The organism is Brevibacillus sp. HB1.1, assembly GCF_013332445.1.
GTDB classification, from domain to species: Bacteria; Bacillota; Bacilli; order Brevibacillales; family Brevibacillaceae; genus Brevibacillus; species Brevibacillus porteri.
This window is the reverse complement of record NZ_JABMIV010000009.1, coordinates 269,229-290,890: the sequence shown is the minus strand read 5'-3', so window position 1 is coordinate 290,890 and position 21,662 is coordinate 269,229. Positions and strand designations below refer to the sequence as shown.

Here is a 21,662-nt window from a genome sequence, read left to right as displayed (position 1 = left end):
AAGACACCTAGAGATGTTATTCTGTAAGAAAAATCGAAATATTCTAAGAGCCAGGGGAACCGATATATGTTAATCATCAAAGACATTTTGCTGCAGTTACTGTTCGTTATCGTCCCTGTTTTGCTGTATAGAAATGTTTGGCTGGGGCGATCAACCTCGAACAAGATGAGCGTCAAGTCATCAGTGGTTATCGTTTGTAGCTCGATCAGCGTCATTTTTGCCATGAGCTTTCCAGTACAACTCAGTAATGGTATGGCGTACGATTTACGCTCGATACCAATCATTATTACCATTTTATACGCTGGGTATATCCCGGGCATTTTGACGATTTTGGTGATGTTTGTCGTAAGGATCGTTCTGGGTGGCGATGGCGTTCTCATAACGATTCTTGGAACGATGGTCTACGCGATCATACCGTTTTTGTTGGTCAATCGTTGGTATGGCTACTCTTTGCGAAAAAAACTAGCGGTCGTTCTCTTAATCGGATGCTTGAAGCAGCTATCCATCATCGGTGGAGGGATGGTTGTTTTGATCTGGAGAGGGTTCCCGTTGTCCATCATTAACGATTATCTGGAGCCGCTAGTGGAAATCGGCTACCTCGCTTTGATCATACTAGGTGGAGCCGTTTATTTCATCGAGTTTATTCGAGAATCTCATATTATCCGCAAGCAAGTCGAACGTTCAGAAAAGCTGAACCTGATCAGCGAGCTGGCAGCCAGTGTCGCCCATGAAGTGCGCAATCCACTCACAGTGGTACGAGGTTTTGTCCAATTGCTGCGTGAGGAGTCGAATCCGAAAAACATTGAATACATCCGATTGGTCTTAAATGAACTCGATCGGGCTGAATTTATTATTTCCGACTATTTAAATCTGGCCAAGCCTCATTCTGAGACGCTGGAGCGACTGGAGATTTCGCATACCGTGAAAGAAGTGACGGCCATCATGTCCTCTTACAGCGTCATGAACCGAGTGGAAATCGCCTGTGAGACCGAACCGGGCCTATTCGTTGAGAGCAACGCCGTTAAACTCAAGCAAGCATTGATGAATCTGATGAAAAACGGTATCGAATCGATGGGACAAGGTGGCGTACTGCACGTCACCGTACAAGCAGCCGGGAACTATCATGTGATTTCCATCAAGGATGAGGGAGAGGGGATGACGCCGGAGCAGATTGAACAGATTGGGCTTCCTTTTTATTCGACAAAGGAAAAAGGGACAGGTCTCGGATTAATGGTAACTTGCCGGATCATCGAGGCGATGCAAGGGACGATCCACTTTCAGAGTGAACGAGGACACGGAACGCAGGTGACAATTGAACTGCCTGCCGTGTATACGACCGAAAAAGGAGGCGAACATGGACAAAGATCAAGAAGTGTGGGAGCAACTCTTTCATGAGTTGGCTGTAATCAGAAGCGAGTTAAAAGCGTTCAAGCTCGAAACACGTGCAGAGCTCTATCAAATCAAAAGCGAGCTGAAAGAATGGCAGCAGAGAGAAGAACAGCGAAGGCTCCCGAGCGAAGGGGAATAAACCATGCGACGTTCCGTAAACCGATGGTGGAAAAAAACAGGAAAAGCTGTTTTCGCAGCAGGCTTGGCTTTAGCTCTAGCTGCATGCGGACAACCACAGGAAGCAGCAAAGCCTGCCACACAACCAACGACAGAAGCTACGCCAGCTAATGCATCTGTGCAACCCGAACAAATACTTAAACTGAATAACTTTACAGAACCGCTTTCTCTTCATCCCGGACTCATTTCGGATGTTTGGTCATCCAATGTTATTTTTCAGACGTTTGAGGGGCTGACTCGCATTGACGACAAGGGCGTTCCACAGCCCGCCATGGCGCAGGAAATCAAGGCATCAGACGATTTGTTGACGTACACCTTCACGATTCGCGACAATGCGAAGTGGTCGAACGGCGATCCCGTAACCGCGCATGATTTTGAGAACGCCTGGAAATGGGCACTCGATTCCAAAAACGGTTCCGAGTATGCCTATCAGCTGTTTTATGTGAAAAATGCAGAGGCGGCCTTTGCTGGCAAAGCGAAGCCCGAAGAGATCGGGGTCAAGGCAACAGATGACAAGACACTGGTCGTCCAACTGGAAAATCCGACGCCGTTTTTTCTGGAGCTTACTGCTTTTTACAGCTACTTCCCGCTGAATACCAAAGTGGTGAAAGACAAACCGGACTGGGCGAAGGAAGCAGGACCAGCCTACACCTCGAATGGACCGTTCAAACTCGATACGTGGGAGCATAAAACCAAGCTGACGCTTACGAAAAATGAGCATTACTGGGACGCAGACGCTGTCAAGCTGACCAAAATCGAAATGAATATGATTAATGACGCAAATACAGAGCTGTCGATGCTGGAGGGCGGCGATCTCGATTGGGCAGGTGCCCCAACTGGCAATCTGCCACTCGACGCGATGCCGACCTTGAAGGAAAAAGGATTGCTGGTGATCACGCCAAAAGCCGGGACGTATTGGTATGAATTCAACACAGAGCAAAAGCCTTTCCACAACAAAAAAATTCGCCAAGCCTTTTCATACGCGATTAACCGGAAAGACATCGTGGAGAACATCACGCAAGGAGGGGAATTGGTTGCAACAGCCGTAGTGCCGCCTACGATGTTTGCTGAGAACGAGCAAGGCTTGTTTCCAGACAACGACATAGAAAAAGCCAAGCAGCTGTTGGCGGAAGGCATGAAGGAAGAAGGGTACGCTAGCGTCGACCAGCTCCCGCCGATTACACTGTCCTATAATACAGAGGAAGCACAGACCAAAATAGCGCAAGCCGTACAGGACATGTGGCAAAAAAACTTGGGTGTGCATGTCAAGCTGGAGAATCAGGAATGGAATGTCTACTATGAAAACGTGAAAAATGGGAAGTACCAAGTAGCGCGGATGGGGTGGACAGGGGATTTCAACGATCCGATCAACTTCCTAGAAATATTCCGAACGAAGGAAGGCAACAACCATACTCGTTGGGAGAATCGTCAATATGCCGATCTATTGGCGGCTTCTGCCAAGGAGAAGGATGCTGCCAAACGAAAAGCGATCTTGCAAGAGGCTGAGAAAATCTTGGTGGACGAAATGCCAGTCATTCCGTTTTATTTCAAGTCTACGGTGTATGCGCAGAACCCCAAGTTGAAAGGCGTAGTCATTTCAGGTTTGGGATATGCACAGTACAAATGGGCATATTTCGAATAAATCATACAGTAGTCACATTCGAAGGGCTGGTCAGTCGGATTATTCCACGACCAGCCCTTCGAATACGATAGAGACCTTCTCTTCCATGATTTCTTCGAGTGCCCAGGCGCCTTCGCTGCGTACCCAATCATAAAGAGCGTTATAGTAAATGTTTTCCAACATATTCGCAGCGACAAGAGGGTTGAATTTACTTTTCAATTGATTCTTTTCTTGCGCTTCTTCAATCAGGTCAGCGAAAAGTTGACGCAATTCAAAGTACATGTTCTTTTCATTCTCAAGCACTTTCCGATGTTTCATCGAGGATTCTACGACGACTTTGATGAAATCGAAATTGGTGATGGTGACTTCATTCATGATCTTGTAGATCCGGAGCACCTTCGATTTGCATTCGTTACCATAATCCCACTCTTCCCGGCGCTCCTCGATTTCATGCAGACGCTCATATCCCCAGTTAGCGAGAATGGCTTCCTTTGAAGTGAAATGCAGAAAGATCGTACCGCGTGCAACATCCGCTTCTTCGGAAATCATGTCGATTGTGGTTGCTTCAAAGCCGTGCGTTTTGAAAAGCTTGATAGCCGCATTGAAGATTTTTTCGCGTGTTTCGCGCTTTTTCCGTTCCCGTCTCGTCGTCAAGTATGTAGCACCTCCTTATGAACTCGTACGCTTGATTATAACACAACGGTTACCTAACAAAAGAATAGTTCATGCAATTGAGCATAAATTAGGTGAAAAAAGGATAGACTTCTGCGCAGCTCGAATGTATATTTATATACTATAATGAATAAATATTAAATCATGCCAGGCTCGAAATGCATGGGGTGGAGGAGAGTAAAATGGGTGTTGCAAAGGCACTGGCAGTACGTCAGGCTACGATGAAAGACGTGGATGCCATGTTGGAGATTGTTAATGAATATGCACAGCAAGGCTTGATGCTACCACGTACGAAGCTGTCTTTCTTAGAAAACTTGCAATCCTTTATTGTCGCTCATGATGGAGATTCGGTCGTAGGTGTCGCAGGCCTACATATTTTGTGGGAGGATCTGGCTGAGATCCGCTCCTTGGCTATCTCGGAAAAAGCGAAGGGGATGGGCGTAGGGAAACATCTGGTTCTTCATTTGGTTGAGCAATGCCGCCTTCTGGGAATTAAGCGTGTACTGGCGCTGACCTATCAACAAGTGTTTTTTGAAAAGTGCGGGTTTTGGGTGGTTGCCAAGGAAACACTGCCGCAAAAAGCTTGGAAGGATTGTATTAATTGCTCCAAGCTGCCGATGTGCGACGAAATTGCTATGATTTTCGAAACAGCCTGATACTTTGGTCTAGCCTTCCTTTTTCCTTTTCTGGTACTATATTCATATGAATAGTAGAAATATAAATAATATTCTATAAGTATACCAGAAAATGAGATTGGAAAAAATAGGGGGCTTTTCCATGAAATTAGGCGCTCGTATACTGCTCGTACTACTACTGGCAGGAAGTGTACCGCTGACGGCAGCGGGAGTGTTTGCTTATCAGGAATCCAAGCAGGAATTGTTGAACGGAAGCGCCGCTACACTGGAAGCGCTGCGTCACAGCAACAAGGAACAGGTGGAAAATTACTTTCGTGAGCGAGCCAGGAACGTGGATACGCTGGCTGCATCGGGAACAGTAATGTCTGCCCTTTCTTCGTTTGAGGACGTGTGGCGGCAAGGACGAGAATCGCCTACCTACGAAGAAGTGCAAGCGAGGTATACCAACGAATTGAAAATGGAGGTCGCTCGCTACGGCTTCGTAAATGCTTTTCTGTTGAATGCACAAGGGGACATCGTGTACGAGACAAAGCCGCAGGCCGATTTTGGTACCAATCTCCTGACAGGCCCACACGCTGACTCTGTACTTGGCCAGACTGTGCAGCAAGTCAAGAAAACCCAAAGCGCAGAAATGTCAGATCTAGGCATTTACGAGCCATCTGGAGGAGCGCCAGGGGTATACATGGCAGCGCCGATCTACGAGCGAGGTTACATCATCGGGCAAATAGCAGTCGAAGTATCCATGGATTATATTTCTAGAATATTAAATCAACGAGAGGGACTTGGGGAAACCGGGAAGATTTACTTGGTGGGTGGTCCGGACAAGCTCATGCGCTCACAACTGGGCAGTGAGCCAAATACGTTGTTACAGCAAAAAGTAGATACGCCCATCGTTGATCAAGTCTTGCTCACCCAACAATCCGAAGGAACGGTCGAAAGCATGGATTACTTAGGACAGCAAGTGCTCGTGTCCTATGATCAGGTCAAAGTGGGGAAGAAGACGTGGGCGATTTTGGCAGAGATGAATATGACCGAAATACTGGAGGGCCCAACCCGCATTCGGGATGCCATGATTGCCTTTAATGGTGTCGTCCTCTTGCTAATCGTCATCATCTCGTTATATACAGCAAATTGGCTTCGTCGCTCGTTTCGCGGCATGCTTTCCGTGGCAGAGCGGATCGGACATGGGGATTTTTCGCGTGAGATTCCTGACAAGCTATTAAAACGAAAAGATGAATTGGGGGAGCTTGCAGGGTCTCTCGTTACGATGCAAAAGCAACTGCGCAAAATTTTGTTTCAGATTCAGCAGGCAGCCGCTTCCGTTTCCGGTGCGGTGCGAAATATCCAGGGAAATACCAGTGAGATTGCCGCTTCCAGTCAGCAAATTGTCCTCGTCGTCGATCAAGTGGCTGCATCTGCTGACAGTCAGGTAGAAAAAATGGGACAAACCTTGAATCTAGCTGTTGATTTGACGAAAGATGTGACGGTCGTAACGGAAAATGTAGAACGGGTGACTGTATCTGCGGAAGAAATGAAGCAGCATGCACACGCTGGCAGACGCGCGATCGCAGATGTGATGGACAGCATGGACGAAATCAATCGTTCGGTAGAAGCTGCAACGGATGTCATTCATGTATTGGAAGGGCGATCGAAGGACATTTCGAGAATTATCTCCGTCATTACAGAAATTGCCCGACAGACCAATCTGCTAGCTTTGAATGCTGCGATCGAAGCAGCCAGAGCAGGAGAGCATGGCAAGGGATTTGCCGTCGTCGCTGGGGAAGTGCGCAAGCTGGCAGAAGATACCAACAGCGCTGCCCAGCAGATCGTAGGCATGATTGGAGACGTACAAAAGGATACGAAGGAAGCAGTCGCCAGGATGGTCGAGGGTGCCCAAACGACCGCCCGCGGCATAAAAACAGCACACCAATCGCAGGAGATGTTCCAACACATCGAGGAAAACATCCTCGGGGTGTCGCAAGAAATTAATGGTGTCAGTGAAGCATTCAAGCGTATGGCGCCAGATGCCCAGCAGGTAGCCGTTGTCGCTGGTGAAGTATCGTCCGCATCGATGCAAGCGGCTGCCGGTGTCCAAAGCATCTCGGCTGCGGTAGAGGAGCAGAGTGCAGCGATGGAGCTTATCGCAGATGCTGCGAATCAGCTGGCCATTCTAGCAGAAGAGCTGAGAAGCTCACTTGCAACCTTTGTTTCGCGCGAAAATTAAGAAAAGAGGGACGGAGCAAAAGCCAGTGACAACTGCCTTTTCTCCCGTCTCTTTTTGTATTTTGGAAGGATATCTCACACAAAATGTTGAATGATAAGGACGATGGAGAGTTTCAAGCCGGAGGGACGTAAGCGTGCACAAACTAGATTGGGAACTATATCTGCTACCGTTCGAACAAGCTGTAGAAGAAATCAAAGTCAAAATTAAAAATATCCGTAACGAGCTGCGCAAACGCAAGGAGCATTCACCGATTGAGTTTGCGGTGGGCAGGGTCAAATCGATCCCGAGTATTTACAACAAGGCAAACCGCTTGCAGTTTCCGATTGATGAGAATATCTGCTGGGAAATTCGCGATATCGCAGGCATCCGCGTCATTTGCCAGTTTATTGATGATATACCTGCAGTCGTTGAGATGATACGCAACCGCGGAGACATGCGTGTGTATTTGGAGAAGGATTATGTCTCTACCCCAAAAGAAAGCGGATATCGCGGCTATCACCTTGCCGTGGAGTATCCGATCATGATGGCGGGTGGGCAAGTGACCATTCCGGTAGAAATTCAGATTCGCACATTGGGAATGAATTTTTGGGCGACGATTGAGCACTCGCTGAATTATAAATACGAGGGAATTATCCCATCCGATATACGGCAAAGATTGTTCGAGGCTGCCAAGGCGTCCTACAAGCTTGATAGCGAAATGAACAACATCCGGGACGAAATTAAAGACGCCCAAGCAGAATTTACGAAAAAAGAAGTGCCGATGGAGTCATTGTTATCGTTGGTGGAGCTGGATCTCGACGTCGATGCGGCAATGGACGAAGGAAGTATGAATGAGAGGACTGGAGAAGAGAATGACAAGCGTTAATTGGCTGGAAGAAACAAAGAAACGCAAGGACGAACTGATTGCGACGACACAACAATTTTTGCAGATTAAAAGTGTATTAGACCCCGAGTCAGCACGGGAAGGTGCCCCTTTTGGAGAAGGGATTCGGCAAGCGCTTGACTTTGCTCTAGGCGTGTGTGAAAAAGCAGGCATGACAACCAAAGACGTCCGCGGGTATGCAGGGCACGCTGAATTCGGACAAGGTGAGGAATTGATCGGCATTCTGAGCCATGTCGATGTCGTACCGGAAGGCGAGGGCTGGAGTACGCCTCCGTATGCAGCCGAGATCGTGGATGGACGCATGGTGGCCCGTGGTGCGATTGACGACAAGGGACCGACGATGGCGGCCATTTTCGCAGCGAAGATCGTGATGGAGTTGGGATTGCCGCTGTCGAAGCGCGTGCGCTTTATTTTCGGTACGGATGAAGAATCGAGCTGGCAGTGTGTGAACACGTATTTTGAAACGGAAGAAATGCCGACGATGGGCTTTACACCAGATGCAGACTTCCCGCTGATCTATGCGGAAAAAGGGTTGACTGATCTGTCATTGCGGCAGACGCTTGCATCCTTCCAAAGCCTCGGAATACCTGCTGCGGATAATGTGGCGGCAAAGCTCGTTTCCTTACAGGCTGGCTTGCGGATGAACATGGTTCCAGACAAGGCTGTAGCAACGCTTGCGCCAATCGGCTTGAATAGTGAGGCGATTGCACAAAGTTATCGTCAGCACTTGGAAGCGACTGGCTTGAAAGGCAAAGTGGAGGAGCAGGACGGTCTCGTAGTGCTGCACATGGAGGGCGTTTCGGTTCACGGAATGGACCCGAGCAAAGGTGTCAACGCGGGTACTGAGCTCATTCACTTTTTGCGCACCTTGTCCTTGGATGAACGCGGAGCAGTATTTGTAAGCTTGGCTGATCGTTATTTGCACAAGCAGCATTACGGTGAAGCGCTCGGCATCGCGCATGATGATGAAGAAATGGGTGCGCTCACACTGAACACAGGTGTGATCGAGTATGACGAAAAGCAGGATGCGCTTTTCCGTCTGAATATCCGTTACCCACATTCTGTTGCCTTCGAAAAATGGTCGGCTGTTCTTGCTGAACGATTCAGTGAAGGGGCATTTACGCTCGAAGTGGCTGAGCATCTGACACCGCACCGCGTCGACCCGAATCACCCTTTGGTGACGACACTGCAACGCGTTTATACGGAACAAACAGGCGAGGAAGCAGGCATCATTGCAATTGGCGGCGCTACCTACGGCCGTTCGCTGGATGTTGGGGTAGCATTCGGACCGCTTTTCCCAGGTCGTCCTGACAGTGCCCACCAGCGAGATGAATATATTTTCGTGGATGATCTGATCAAAGCGACAGCGATTTACGCGCAAGCGATCTATGAATTAGCGAAGTAGGAATAGCAAGCGGCTGGACACAAGTGCCAGCCGTTTTTATTTTTTGCTGAATCAGGAGAGACAAAACTCTTTGCAAATGCTGAAAGTCAGTACTATAATGCAAGTAACGATTGATCGATTAATCATTCATCAGCAAGGAGCCTGTACAGCATGCCACTTTCAGAAGAACAAGTGCTAAAAATGAAGCAAAAGCGGGAAACGATTCTTCAGCAGGCCGTTCTCTTGTTTGCCGAGCGCGGCTATGATGATACCACCATTGCAAAAGTCGCGAAGGCATCTGGAGTGAGCTTTGGCAGTGTTTTCACGTACTTTGAAAACAAGGATCAGCTCTTTCATGCCGCCGTCACGGAGCCATTACAAGAGCATTCGGTCAAACTGCTTGACTTTGATCCCCAAGCATCTGAGCCATTAATAGAATTAGAGAGAATGGTGACCAATCACATCAAGCTTTTCGCCGCGTTCGATTCGTACTTGCGTCTGGTCGTCCAAGTAGTTGGCTACTACAATCGTTTTGCCCATTCATTTGCTGAGTTAGATGCGTTTCACAACACATTTCGTACGAAAATTGCCGAGCTCTTGATCAATGGACAAGAGAAAGGACTCTTGCATGTCCAAGACCCCAAATACGTGGCGACAGCGTACATGAGTCTGTTAATTGGTCTGCGTGTGAATTTGACCGATGAGCCACAAAGCAACATGTGGGAAAAATTCGTTCCGTTTGCCATGCAGCTTTTTGGACCGAAGAATCGCTAGCATTCTCCATCGGTCTTTTTTTTGGTATATAAATGATTGATTAATCAATCGTTAAAAAATAGGAGTGGTCACGATGAGTTTTTGGAAGTTCGACAGCAACATCCAGATCAGACTGATGTTACAATTTTTAACGACGATGGCAAGCATGACTGTGACCCCGTACTTGATTGTTTTTTTCTCCAAGCAATTGGGGACGGTTGTAACGGGCTTCATGTTTTTAGGCGTGATGGCAGCGAGTGTCGCAGGCTCTTTTGCAGGGGGATATGTGGCAGACAGGATCGGGCGAAAAAAAGTTATCGTTGTGTGTGAGGCGGTCATCTTCCTCAGTTTTCTTGGTGTAGCCTTTGTCAACTCGCCCTGGATTCAACTGCCTTACGTGACATTTATTTTGTTTCTGTTCAATAACTTTTGTTTGGGGGCGTCAGGTCCTGCATACCAAGCACTCATCATTGATGTGAGTCAGCCTGAGAACAGGCGAGCGATTTTTACGGCTTCCTATTGGTTGAATAATCTGGCGGTAGCGATAGGAGGATTGGTGGGGGCTTTTTTGTTCGACAAGCATTACTTTGCCCTATTTCTCGGTGTGGCTGTAAGCATCGCGATTTCGCTTGCCTTTACGATCCTGTTTATCAAGGAAACGTATGTGCCAGAAAAAGGTGCACGCTCAGCGTCTGGCAAACAAAGACAAAAAGATTCGAGTTTTATGGCAGATGTCATCGGAGCTTATAAAGAAGTGCTCAAGCATCGGATTTTTCTGCTGTTTACCATAGCGAATCTGCTCATTATAGCTGTAGAGGAGCAATTGACCAATGTCATAGGCCTTCGTTTAGTGCAAGATATCCCGGAGCCTGAGCAGTTATTTTCGTTTCTTGCTATTCAGGTGGATGGGATGAACTTGTTAGGCCTTTTAAAAACAGAAAACACGTTGCTGGTTGTTTGCTTGACCGTTTTAATCTCCTACGTGGTGAAGGGCTTGAGAGATAGGGCCGTGCTCCTGGCAGGCCTGGTCCTGTACTTTTGCGGGTATGCCTGGATTAGCTTCAGCAACTCTCCCGCTGTCTTACTCATTGCCATGTTCTTCGCGACACTGGGTGAAGTGATGCACATTCCGGTAAAACAAGCGTTACTCGCCAATATGGTGCCGGATCATGCGCGGAGCACGTATATGGCTGTACATTCCCTATTTAGCATGGTAGGGGTCAGTAGTGCAGGTGTGTTTATTCTTGTCAGTGCGTGGGTTCCTAATGTTGCAATCACCGGAATTTTTGCAGGGATGGGACTGATTTGTCTCGTGCTATTTCATCGGATTACGAAAAGGGGTGGGCAAGAACAAGAAGCTGCTACGAAGGCCACCCAATCAAATGCGACAGCATGAAGAAGTACTCGAGCGCATTCGGGACACTGGTTGGGGAAACAATAACAAATAGGGTGTCAGCAACTTGGAAATAAAAGGATTTTGTAAGCGGTTTCTCGAAATCGTAAAGGGAATACGTCAGTATCGAAAAGGAGATAAAGGATGGACGATCTCACGAAATTGATCAAGGATTTGACGGAAACGGACGGAGTACCTGGGCACGAGCGCGAAGTCAGGGTGAAGATGGAGGAGTACTTACAGCATCTCAGCGACGAGTTGGTAAAGGATCGACTGGGTGGGGTACTCGGGAAGAAGACGGGTGCAGAAAACGGTCCGAAAATTTTGCTCGCGGGACATTTGGATGAAGTGGGCTTCATGGTGACTCATATCACGCCAAAAGGGTACTTGCGTTTTATTCAGCTCGGCGGATGGTGGACGCACAATATTCTCTCACAACGCGTGAAGGTCAAGACACGCAAAGGTGAGTATCTCGGGCTCATTGGCTCGAAGGCACCACACGCTCTGGAAAAAGAAGAGCGGGAAAAAGTCATGAAGCTCAAGGATTTGTACATTGACATCGGGGCAAAAGATGAAGCAGATGCGAAGGAAATGGGTGTTCGCCCTGGTGATTGGATTGTTCCTGACAGTGATTTTACGACGATGCGCAACGGAGAGCTGTGGGTCGCAAAGGCGCTCGATAATCGAGCGGGGTGTGCGCTGGCAATCGAGGTGCTGAAACGTTTGCAGTCGGAAGAGCATCCAAATGTGCTATACGCCGGTGCAACCGTTCAAGAAGAGGTTGGGACGCGCGGTGCTGGCACAGTAGCGTCGCTGGTTGAACCGGATATTGCTTTTGCTGTCGATGTTGGACTCGCATATGACACGCCTGGAAATGAATCGTATCCGATGACCTGCAACGTGGGGGACGGTCCGCTCGTTATGTTATTTGATGCCACGATGATTCCACATACCGGATTGCGCGATCTCGTATTCGACACAGCAGAGGAGCTCGGCATCCATATCCAGGTGGATGCCCTCGCAGGAGGCGGAACAGACGCAGCGAAATTCCATACAAGCGGCATTGGCTGCCCGTCGATTGTCGTCGGCTTTGCGACACGGTATATTCACAGCCATAATGCGATTATGGCAAAAAGCGATTTCGAGCAGGCTGCCCAGTTGCTGACAGCTGTCATCAAGAAGCTCGATAAGGAAACGGTTCAACAACTGCTCGATAGATGAGATAGGCGAAACCCTCTCCATGCATGTATCATTGCGATGGAGAGGGTGTTTTTTGTGATGATGGAGAGGTTATGAAATCACGAGCCTCGGAGAAAAATACCCGGGAGTTGAACGGTTTAGTTGTTTTTTCGAGAGTACTCCTTTAGTATAGGTAGGATAGGATTTCGCAAGGGCAACAACCTGCCTAGGATGAATTTGATTGATGAGAGCCGGTTTTATCGCATCCACTGTCCATGCAGTCATGGTGTGGCGAATCGGTTCGCTTGTGAAAGGAAGTGGAAGTTATGGCAAAATCGTTTGCGTCTTTTGGTTTTCGTCCGGAGCTGATGCAAGGGATTCAAGACCTGTATTATAAAGAACCGACACAAATTCAAGAGGAAGCTATTCCTCTCATTATGGAAGGCAAAGATCTAATCGGACAAGCTCAGACAGGTACGGGAAAAACAGCTGCATTCATGCTGCCGATCCTCAACGCTTTGGAAGAGGGAAAACGCGACATTCAAGCGCTCATTCTCACCCCGACACGTGAGCTTTCCATTCAGATTGCCAAAGAAGTAGAAAAGCTGGGTAAGCACCTGAATGTAAACGTGCTGTCTCTGCATGGTGGAACGGATATCGACAAGCAACTTAGCAAATTGAAAGAAACCGTACATGTTGTAGTCGGAACACCAGGGCGCGTGCTGGATCATATGAAGCGCGGATCGCTCCATTTCGGACGCATCTCCACATTGGTGCTGGATGAAGCAGATAAAATGATGGAAATGGGCTTCTTGGAAGATGTGGAGCAAGTGATCGTGCACACGCCTTCCCAGCGTCAGGTGCTGTTGTTCTCTGCTACGATGCCTGATTTGGTGAAAAGACTGGCGCACCGCTTCATGAAGCAGCCACCGCATATCAAGATTGAGGGTAAGCAGAAGACTGTTGAGCGCATTGAACAATTTTACTATGTAGTGAACCAAAGCGATAAGACGGACGCTCTCGTGGATGTGCTGGAGCAAGAGCAGCCGTTCTTGACCATCGTGTTTGCCAATACGCAAGTACGTGTACAGCAGCTTACAGCTCGATTGCAGGAAAATGGCCTCGCTGCGAAAGCACTGTACGGTGATTTGTCCCAAAACAAGCGGGAACAACTGATGAAGCAATTCCGTGAGATTCGTTTCCAATACTTGATCGCGACAGATATCGCGGCTCGTGGACTCGACGTAGAAGGCGTAACACATGTCATCAACTACGATTTGCCGAATGACGTGGATAGCTACATTCACCGCGTTGGACGTACGGGTCGTGCGGGACAAAAAGGTAAAGCCATCTCCCTCATTTCTCCTCGTCAGAAGAACTTGATGGGGCGTTTTGCCAAAGCTACGAAGGCATCGATCGAGGAAAGAATTTTGCAGGAAGGTCGCCATCTGGATGCGGGTCGCCGTCAACGTGCGGAAGAACGGGAAGCTCATTTCATTGAGCTGCGTGCACAACAGGCGAAAGAGCAACAGAAGGAAAAAGACAAAGAGTTCACTCCTGTACGTGAAGCCTTGAAGAAAAAGACGAAGGTAAAACCAGGCTACAAAAGGAAAATGGCGCGTGAGCTGGGTGAATTGCAGACGCAGTATGAGAAAAATCGCAAGAAGGCAGAAGCGATTGCAGCGCGTAAAGCAGGTAAATCTGGGAAGCCAGCCGATGCCAAGAAAGCGGGAAAAGGTGGAGCCGCTCGCTCTGCCAAGGGTGGAAGACCGTTTAGCCAATCCTCATCCGCTGGGAAAACGCGTGGAAATAAGTAAAGATGGTAAGAGAAACTGTCCAGATTCGAAAAGGGTCTGGGCAGTTTTTTTGATTTGGATGTTCTTTTTTTATGAAGTTTTATGGACGCTTGCAATTCTTTATGTAACAGCCATGGCATGCCCAAGTTCTTATCCTTTGCTCGGGACAAAGTTTATCATACGTCGAACACAATATATATTGTGTTGGTAATATTAAAATCGTAATATCCGAAGGTTAAATATATTCTAAAAACTGATAAGGAGGTCTATTTTTGAACAGTCAGGATGTTATTTTAGGCATGCTAATGTAACTCAGCATTTTTCTTTATTACGGTAATGAGCTATGAACATAAATGGATTACGTATACACTGTCGGAGGACAGAACTTGCGTACATATCCGATATTGGGCAAGAACCCTTGACCCCCATTAAGCCTATTTCAACATACAGGGTAGTGATAGCGTGGAAAAAGAAATAGAGAGAATCAAGAGCAAGTATGGATATGAAGCTCTTCTGGAGCAAGGGGCAAAGATTGCGAACTTGAATAAAGAAGAGCAGTAAGGCTCCTAAAAAGGCTTATTCCCACTTCGATCAGGAGGAGGAATAAGCTTTTTTCGTATCTGAAATCGAAGGATGACCTAAATCTGTTAGGAATACGCTCTGAGATTACATGTCGTACAGAAAGAAATGAAGAAATACGGATAAATAGTTAAAAGTATAAGGTTCTTACACCGAATACCTTTCTCTTTGAAAGAAGTTGTTATAATGAATGGAAAACAAGGAGGGAGATCAAATGGATCGGATTGATGAACAAATCCTCCGCTTATTGCGGGAAAATGCCCGAATCACCAGCTCAGACATCAGTAAGCAGGTTCATTTGTCTGTGCCTGCGGTCTCCGAGAGAATACGCAAGCTGGAGGATACAGGACTCATCAAGCAATTCACGGTGAAGCTGGATCGGGAACAGCTAGGGCTTCACCTGATTGCATTTGTGATGGTGGAAATCGAAAAAACGGAGCATATCGCTGGCTTCCGTGAAACGGTCTTGCAGGCAGACTCTGTGCTGGAATGCCATCATATCGCGGGAGCTTACGATTATGTATTGAAGGTTGCTGTAAAAGGGACGGTCGATCTGGAACGATTCATCTCTGAAACATTGAAGCAAATAGATGGTGTAAGCAAGACGAATACGATGATCGTCCTGTCTTCCATGAAAGAGGAGATGTGAACCTGATGGCGATCTGGAACGGTCTATTATTCGGGATGATGCTCCAGCTATCCGTTGGTCCGGTTTGTCTGGGAGTATTGCATCGCTCGATGACTCGGCGATTTCGGGATGTACTCATGATGGTACTGGGGGTTGCACTCGCAGATGCGGTTTATATGGTGGGGGCGGTCGGGGGACTGTCGCTGCTGTTACAAATCCATTGGGTCAAACAGATGGTTTTGATTATGGGAGCTCTGATTTTGACTTGGTTTGGGATTCAAACCTTGCGTGCCATAAAAGGCAGAGGCGTATATGAACAAGCTCCAGTCCAGCATGCTCCATCGGGTCGAAACAGCTTTTGGCACGGCGTGCTTCTGACGCTCGCGAATCCACTGACCATTCTGTTTTGGGCGGGAGTTTTTGGCTCACTATTGGCATCTGGCACTTTTGTTCATTCAACAGAGTTGTTCTTGTTTGCTACAGGCTGTCTGTTATCGACTTTATTGTTCTTGGGGCTGATAGCTTTGTTGGCCACGTATTTGGCTCGATTTTTTCGCCCAGGTTGGCTCAACGTTTTTCATGGACTCAGTGGTGTCTTTCTCATTGGGTTTGCGATTGTCCTTTACGCAAAAAGCTGTCTGATGCCTCCATACTGGCCTTTTTAAAGGAGTTCGGAATGACTGCATCGAATTTTAAATAGAATACAGGAATTGCGATCGAAAATAGTGTTTTCCTCCCATGTGATTTGGGTAATAGATAGGAAGATAGAACCCTTTCTTGTGAAAGTACCATAGTACAGGGTGTGAGGAGAACCAGTGATGACGACGGATACGTGCTTGAAATGCGGCAGTCCGATGGGCCGGGGAGAGTACACTTGCCAGGTTTGCGGAGAAAACGAAATACAAGACTACCAGATGATTCGCAATTACGTGAGAAGTTATCCGAATTCAAATGCGATGCAAATAGCCAATGCAACAGGGATATCTGTTTCAAAAATATTGCGTTATATAAGAAATGGCTCGTTGACGGTAGTAGACAATCCGCCCCGCAGAGGGCGATCATAAGAAAAAGAGAAAAGCCCACAAGCAGTCACGAATGCATTTCGTGTAGACTTGTGCGCTTTTTTATTTTTGATGCAAATCTACAACCAGCGTAGACCCTTTGGATAATGATTTTTGAGTTGTCCTTCAGATTGTTTGCCCCAACCGATGGGGAATCCATCTACAGTAACCAGCGTCCAGCCGCTTTCACCATCACGCGTGAGCGCTTCTCCTTTTAAGTACCGCAACATCTCAGGATCGTCTGCGCCATATGGAGCGACACGGACTGCCTCCGCAGGAGAGAGGGAGAGTGCCAAGGCGTGTGCAGGTTCAAATCTGTTCTTTTTTACAGTTCCTAGGTGTAGACCGACGCGCGCGACCTTGAGCTTGTCCCAGTCGAGCTCGGGAGCAGGTGAGTAGTAGAGCTGTTCGCCGAACAAAAGAAAAGCTGATTCATCATCGAATGGTTTGGAGAGCGCCGGGAGTGCTTCATCCGCGAACGTACGCCAAGCTGCCATGGCTTCTTTACGACCTGCCGGAGCCGATTTTGCCGCACGCTTTTCTTTACGCTTCCCGGCAGGTTCATGAACTTCAGAGGTATCACTCTTTTGCAGCTTGGCGAGGTAATGACCTTCTCCCTGTAGACGATGCGGCCACAATCTGGCTGTCTGAGTGAGCTGCTCGTTATACGGGGAGGCCCACTCTGGTTGACCAGCAGAAAAGCAATCTACATGTGGCAGCGAGACGATCTCAAATTCCGGATGACGTCCCAGGAAGTTAACGAGTGACTGCTCATTTTCCAACGGAGCGAATGTGCAGGTGGAGTAGACCAACGTCCCGCCTGGCTTCAGCATCGCAGCGGCCGCTTCAAGAATATCGCCTTGCATGAGGTGGCACTCGGTTACTTTTGCAGGGCTCCAGTCTTCGATTGCTTCGGGTAGCTTGCGGAACATTCCTTCGCCAGAGCATGGAGCGTCTACTAAAATTCGGTCAAAAAACTGGGGGAATCGCTCCTGTAAGCGTTCAGGCGTTTCGTTGGTCACGACGGCATTGGTCACGCCGCAGCGCTCCAGATTTTCTGACAAGGCTTTTGCACGAACAGGATGGATTTCATTTGCCACAAGCATTCCTTGTCCACGCAAAAACGCTGCAAGCTGCGTCGATTTCCCTCCTGGCGCTGCACACAGGTCGAGGATGCGCTCACCAGGTTGTGCACCGAGTGCTTCGGCAGCGGACATCGCGCTGGGCTCCTGCAAATAGTACATGCCAGCGGAGTGAAAAGGATGCTTGCCGGGACGATCTGGCTCTTTGTAGCGAAAACCGTTTTCGCACCAAGGGACTGCTTCCAGAGCAAACGGCGAGATTTTCAAAAAATGGTCACGACCCACCTTCAACGGATTGACCCGCAAGCCGTGTGCCACTGGCTGATCATACGAGGAAACGAATGCCTCATAATCGTGTCCGAGCAAGGTTTGCATGCGCTCGGTAAATGATGTTGGTAAATTTTTTGTCATAACAGCCTCCGTGTCAGATTTTGGCCCCATGTGAAAGGAAAAGATAGAATCATGGCGAATCATAGAGAATGAGGTGAGAGCATTATGGAAGGATCCCGTGCAAAACGCTACCGCTCCCGGCGGAGAAATGACTCGGAAGTAAGCCGGTTTTGGATCATGGGGTTGCTGTTCTCACTGCTGGTGCTCGCTTTTGAATTCTTTATCGAAATACCCGCCGACGCAGATTGGCTGATCGATATGGAGATGGCTTTGTTTTCTGCCAGCTTTACGTTACTTGCCTTTTATCTGCTCGGACTTACCTTTGCCTTTTCACGCCACCAAAAGGCAGGGAAGATCAATCACCAAATCATCATCTATGTATGGTTGGGTGCGATCTTGTTTCACTTGTTCCTGCTCATCAGCAATTTGTCCAATCAGCATGTGTACAAAGCAGGGATCATTCTATTTTTAGGACCATTGTTTTTAACTGTCTACCATTTTATCACGTACTTGGCAGCTTTGCGCGAGGAGCGTGAGGAACAGGAGGCAGCTACGACAGCTACGCTCGAGCGTACGGCCTACCAGATGATTCTGGAGGGTGGACGTGTATACAGTGAGCTGAGTCGCCTGAAAACAGAATATCCAGAAGTGGAGCAAATGCTTCGTGCCAACGATTTTCACGATAAACTGGAGCGCTATGCTTTGGAAATGCAGCAGTATTTGCAGGCGAAGCATTTTGAGCGTAAAGACGTGGAGCTCTTGGAGGGTCACTATTATTTCTTGGAAAACTTGCTGAGCTTGGCGAAACAACATCCGGGAATAATCGAGTCCCGCGTATATAGCCGCCGAGGTGACAATTGATGGGTACAAAGGAGAGGGAAGCGGATGTTTTGGAAAAAAGACAAAGGCCTAGCAGTAAAAGAGACAGCAGCGACGACAGTGGCAACTCCCACAACCACAATGGCAGGACAACAAGACGCTTGGAAACATGAGCTTCGCGGTATTTACGAACAGATGGGTGCGATCCTCACTTCGAACCAAGCGATGAACGCCGAATCCGATCAAATGGTGCGATTGGTAACGAGGATGAAGCGTGTCGTAGATAATATCCAGGGTATTAACGAGCGGGATGATGAATCTGCGAGTCAGTTATCGGTTCGAGGAGAGCGCCTGACAGACATCTGTAAACAATCGGTAGCGCGTGCAGATGAAGGCAAGAAGGCCATGACCGACGTTGTAGAAGTCATGAGCCTGCTCGACAAAGAATCGGTCCATACGTCCAAATCCATGAGCCGCTTGGAAGAGCGCTCTTCGGAAATTACGAGCATCGTCAAGGTGATCAGCGACATTGCCAATCAGACCAACCTTCTCGCTTTGAATGCTGCGATAGAAGCGGCACGTGCGGGTGAACAGGGCCGAGGCTTTGCTGTAGTAGCGGATGAAGTACGGAAGCTGGCCGAGATGACCGCGAACTCGACCAAGACGATTGCAGAATTGATCGGCAAGATTCAGGAAGAAACAAAAGAAGCGTTGTCCAACAGTGAAAAAAGCAGCAGTGCGATCAAAAATGGGCTTTCTATCAGCAAGGATGCTGCGGAGAAGACGGATCAGATCGTGAACGCTTTCCAGGTACTGAACGGCGAAGTGTCAGGTGTGATGGAAATCATCGCGCACCAAAAGCGATTTGCTGACGATGTGTCCCAACAGGTAAGTGATGCGAAGGGCTTGCTGGACGAGCTGAATGAAGGCTTGACCAAGCACGTGAGGGACGCCAACGCAGTAGAGCAAATGCTCGCGTCGAGCGTAAAGGATGTCAAAAAGGTATTGTGATCATAAGGAAAAAGAATCAGGAGTCCGTATCCAAGCGATGCGGACTTTTTGGTATTTGTTCACTTTGTTTCACTTCCGTTTTCTGCGACAATGGTCGAAGTGAGCGACAATACGCAAAAGCTGGCAGGGCTTGCCCAAGAAGTGTTTGAAATAAAGTAAGCCCATACATGTAACAAAAATCCCCTCTCAGGAGTCTAACTTTAGAGAGGGGATTTTTTCCTTTAGTTTTTTGGTGTGGTGGGTAGCGATTGCTCCAGCATATAGCGATATACCGGGACTTCATCGCCCTTTTCAACGGGAAAGAAGTTAAACGTGACGTAGCTGTCTACTGATTCCGGTTCCAAGGCCAAAGCAATGAAGTTGGCGTTTGGCTGGGCCATGCTGAACACGTAGCTACCCGCAGGAAAGGTTTTCGTTGTTTCTGTCACATTTGCAGTCACTTGGTTGGTGAAATGCCCATTCTCGTATATCGGATTCACCTTGTTTTCCAAAATGGTGTAGCTTTCTACCGCTATGGTCGTTTCTTTTGATAGCTTGCTTACCGAAACACCGAGCAGTTCCAGCTTGGCTGCAACGTCATGGTAGCCAGGAGGCATAAGATAAGCAGTGGGGCGCTCGCGTTCGAGTACGGGATAGGCATCCGTGGAGCTTACCCAGTCGATGCGGGTAGACACTTTTTTTGCCGTGGCTAGATCGACCACTTCGAGAGATTGACCCGGTACTCGCTTATTCTCACTCAGGATGACGAGTTTGTCGTTGTCGTTTGCTTTTTTGCCTTTTTCCGTGATTTCTGCGCGTGCCTGCGTCACGGAGGACTTGATTGCTTTGGCGTTGGCCGCTGTTGATTGGATGACAGCAGCGTGAGTCACGGCCTGACTGTATACACGGCGCTCAAAATCGGCGCGTCCAATGCCGATGCCGCGTGTTTCCACCAAAAACGTCAACGTGTTTTTCAAGCCCAAGGCATTGCGGCCGATTCTCGTTTCTGTGCTGCCTTCTGTTGCGGTCACTTTTCCGTCCTTGCCTTTTGCCAGCGTATAGTATGCGTGATGAGAAAGTTGCTCCTTGTCGAGTGCTTTTTGAACGTCAGCCAAGAGCAGGTTGTCTGACATTTTACGAAGGTTGGCGGGGATATTCAAGTTTTTCGCGGAAGAGATCAGAACGTCGTAGGAAGAGATCGCGCCTTTTTCCCCTACATCGCGAAGCTGGCTGGAAGAGACGCCGTATTCATGGGCGTCAAGCACCACATCAGGTTGATAGGTATTGATCGCCTGGTGAACCGATTGCACCTCTGGATATTCTACCTTCATGTAGTCACGGTTGGCATCCAGCTCTGTCGCGATGTAGCGTTTAAACTGGTAGGAGCCGTCCGGGTTGATGCGAGGAACAATCGCGACGTTTACTTGATCCAGGAGGTCGGGGCCAAGCTTTCCTTCTGCCAGCCATTTGGCGATCACGAGAGCAGATTCACCAGAGGCGGGTTCATTTCCGTGGATTTGTGCCTGTAGCCAGATGAGTGGTTTCTCCTTGTTTTGTTTGAGCTTGTTGTGGTCTTTGCTGAATAGCAGCAGGGGGATGTCGCGACCTTCCAATGATGTACCGATGGATAGCAGCTTGATTTCCTTGTTGCCTGTAGCTAACTTGCTTATGTAAGCCATCATTTCTTCCTGGGATGTAAAAGCTTCTTTTCCTTCTTGGAAGCCGGGTGTCCCAAACTGGATAGTTGGCTTGGGGAACAAGCTCTCAATCTGTGCAGGCTGTACATAGGTTGGCCCTATTCCGTAATAAGGAATGTGGGGTTGTGGTTCAGCTTGGGTGGCATGGATGATTGAGGGGCTGGTGAACAGAGATATTACGAGTGCTGTAGAAACAACGTAGCGTACTTTCTTGTCCATAAATTCCCTCCTGAGAAATAAAATAAGACACCTATGATTAATTTATCAGATTATTATAAAAATAATAATCGCTACGAAATATTCATTTTAA

At 48.1% G+C, this 21,662-nt stretch carries 19 protein-coding genes; 16 read left to right on the top strand and 3 right to left on the bottom strand.

Annotated features, from left to right (window positions below; all coding sequences use genetic code 11):
* Positions 1-66 precede the first annotated feature (66 nt).
* The 3 genes from HPY27_RS22530 to HPY27_RS22520 are packed head-to-tail and all read left to right on the top strand — an operon-like array spanning position 67 to position 3,208.
* Positions 67-1,395: an ATP-binding protein gene (locus HPY27_RS22530; RefSeq protein WP_174226008.1), complete on the top strand. Its 1,329-nt coding sequence runs from the start codon at positions 67-69 to the stop codon at positions 1,393-1,395.
* Positions 1,355-1,528 carry a hypothetical protein gene (locus tag HPY27_RS22525; RefSeq protein ID WP_174226007.1) on the top strand — a complete coding sequence of 58 codons (174 nt, stop codon included), beginning with the start codon at positions 1,355-1,357 and terminating at the stop codon, positions 1,526-1,528. Before HPY27_RS22530 ends, HPY27_RS22525 begins: the two co-directional genes overlap by 41 nt.
* 3 nt (positions 1,529-1,531) lie before the next feature.
* The gene (locus tag HPY27_RS22520; RefSeq protein ID WP_174226006.1) at positions 1,532-3,208 is read left to right on the top strand and encodes a peptide ABC transporter substrate-binding protein; all 1,677 of its coding nucleotides are present in this window, start codon (positions 1,532-1,534) and stop codon (positions 3,206-3,208) included.
* A 39-nt stretch (positions 3,209-3,247) separates the two neighbouring features.
* On the opposite strand, the gene HPY27_RS22515 is transcribed toward HPY27_RS22520, so the two are convergent.
* Positions 3,248-3,841 (bottom strand): TetR/AcrR family transcriptional regulator, encoded by a 594-nt coding sequence (locus HPY27_RS22515; protein WP_017250658.1) that lies wholly within the window; start codon positions 3,839-3,841, stop codon positions 3,248-3,250.
* Positions 3,842-4,041: 200 nt separating this feature from the next.
* Here HPY27_RS22515 and HPY27_RS22510 point away from each other — a divergent pair, with 200 nt between their 5' ends.
* The 11 genes from HPY27_RS22510 to HPY27_RS22460 all read left to right on the top strand — a co-directional run bounded on the left by HPY27_RS22510 (position 4,042) and on the right by HPY27_RS22460 (position 16,377).
* Positions 4,042-4,515, top strand: coding sequence for an N-acetyltransferase (locus HPY27_RS22510; RefSeq protein ID WP_007722846.1), 474 nt, complete (start codon positions 4,042-4,044; stop codon positions 4,513-4,515).
* A 121-nt stretch (positions 4,516-4,636) separates the two neighbouring features.
* On the top strand, positions 4,637-6,718 hold the full coding sequence (locus HPY27_RS22505) for a methyl-accepting chemotaxis protein (protein ID WP_174226005.1): 2,082 nt from the start codon (positions 4,637-4,639) through the stop codon (positions 6,716-6,718).
* A gap of 133 nt (positions 6,719-6,851) precedes the next feature.
* Positions 6,852-7,583 carry a GTP pyrophosphokinase gene (locus tag HPY27_RS22500; RefSeq protein WP_017250656.1) on the top strand — a complete coding sequence of 244 codons (732 nt, stop codon included), beginning with the start codon at positions 6,852-6,854 and terminating at the stop codon, positions 7,581-7,583.
* Entirely contained in the window at positions 7,570-9,006 is a 1,437-nt protein-coding gene (gene pepV, locus HPY27_RS22495) for a dipeptidase PepV (RefSeq protein ID WP_174226004.1), read from the top strand. Before HPY27_RS22500 ends, pepV begins: the two co-directional genes overlap by 14 nt.
* A gap of 150 nt (positions 9,007-9,156) precedes the next feature.
* Positions 9,157-9,759 (top strand): TetR/AcrR family transcriptional regulator, encoded by a 603-nt coding sequence (locus HPY27_RS22490; RefSeq protein WP_174226003.1) that lies wholly within the window; start codon positions 9,157-9,159, stop codon positions 9,757-9,759.
* A 73-nt stretch (positions 9,760-9,832) separates the two neighbouring features.
* Positions 9,833-11,134 (top strand): MFS transporter, encoded by a 1,302-nt coding sequence (locus HPY27_RS22485; RefSeq protein WP_174226002.1) that lies wholly within the window; start codon positions 9,833-9,835, stop codon positions 11,132-11,134.
* 141 nt (positions 11,135-11,275) lie between these two features.
* Positions 11,276-12,352 carry a M42 family metallopeptidase gene (locus tag HPY27_RS22480; RefSeq protein ID WP_174226001.1) on the top strand — a complete coding sequence of 359 codons (1,077 nt, stop codon included), beginning with the start codon at positions 11,276-11,278 and terminating at the stop codon, positions 12,350-12,352.
* A gap of 284 nt (positions 12,353-12,636) precedes the next feature.
* Complete coding sequence (locus HPY27_RS22475; protein ID WP_017250652.1) at positions 12,637-14,127, top strand: DEAD/DEAH box helicase; 1,491 nt, start codon at positions 12,637-12,639, stop codon at positions 14,125-14,127.
* Positions 14,128-14,899: 772 nt separating this feature from the next.
* Positions 14,900-15,334 (top strand): Lrp/AsnC family transcriptional regulator, encoded by a 435-nt coding sequence (locus HPY27_RS22470; RefSeq protein ID WP_174226000.1) that lies wholly within the window; start codon positions 14,900-14,902, stop codon positions 15,332-15,334.
* Between the two features lie 5 nt (positions 15,335-15,339).
* Complete coding sequence (locus HPY27_RS22465) at positions 15,340-15,978, top strand: LysE family translocator (RefSeq protein ID WP_174225999.1); 639 nt, start codon at positions 15,340-15,342, stop codon at positions 15,976-15,978.
* Positions 15,979-16,131: 153 nt separating this feature from the next.
* Positions 16,132-16,377 (top strand): hypothetical protein, encoded by a 246-nt coding sequence (locus HPY27_RS22460; RefSeq protein WP_017250648.1) that lies wholly within the window; start codon positions 16,132-16,134, stop codon positions 16,375-16,377.
* A 77-nt stretch (positions 16,378-16,454) separates the two neighbouring features.
* On the opposite strand, the gene HPY27_RS22455 is transcribed toward HPY27_RS22460, so the two are convergent.
* Complete coding sequence (locus HPY27_RS22455) at positions 16,455-17,867, bottom strand: RsmF rRNA methyltransferase first C-terminal domain-containing protein (protein WP_174225998.1); 1,413 nt, start codon at positions 17,865-17,867, stop codon at positions 16,455-16,457.
* Positions 17,868-17,951: 84 nt separating this feature from the next.
* Here HPY27_RS22455 and HPY27_RS22450 point away from each other — a divergent pair, with 84 nt between their 5' ends.
* Together HPY27_RS22450 and HPY27_RS30205 are read left to right on the top strand one after the other, a co-directional pair.
* The gene (locus HPY27_RS22450) at positions 17,952-18,707 is read left to right on the top strand and encodes a hypothetical protein (RefSeq protein WP_017250646.1); all 756 of its coding nucleotides are present in this window, start codon (positions 17,952-17,954) and stop codon (positions 18,705-18,707) included.
* Between the two features lie 24 nt (positions 18,708-18,731).
* Positions 18,732-19,676, top strand: a complete 945-nt coding sequence (locus HPY27_RS30205; protein ID WP_173623782.1) for a methyl-accepting chemotaxis protein — start codon at positions 18,732-18,734, stop codon at positions 19,674-19,676.
* A 221-nt stretch (positions 19,677-19,897) separates the two neighbouring features.
* Here the strand turns inward: HPY27_RS30205 and HPY27_RS22440 are convergent, their stop codons facing one another.
* Positions 19,898-21,571, bottom strand: a complete 1,674-nt coding sequence (locus HPY27_RS22440) for a M14 family metallopeptidase (RefSeq protein ID WP_174225997.1) — start codon at positions 21,569-21,571, stop codon at positions 19,898-19,900.
* Positions 21,572-21,662 lie beyond the last annotated feature (91 nt).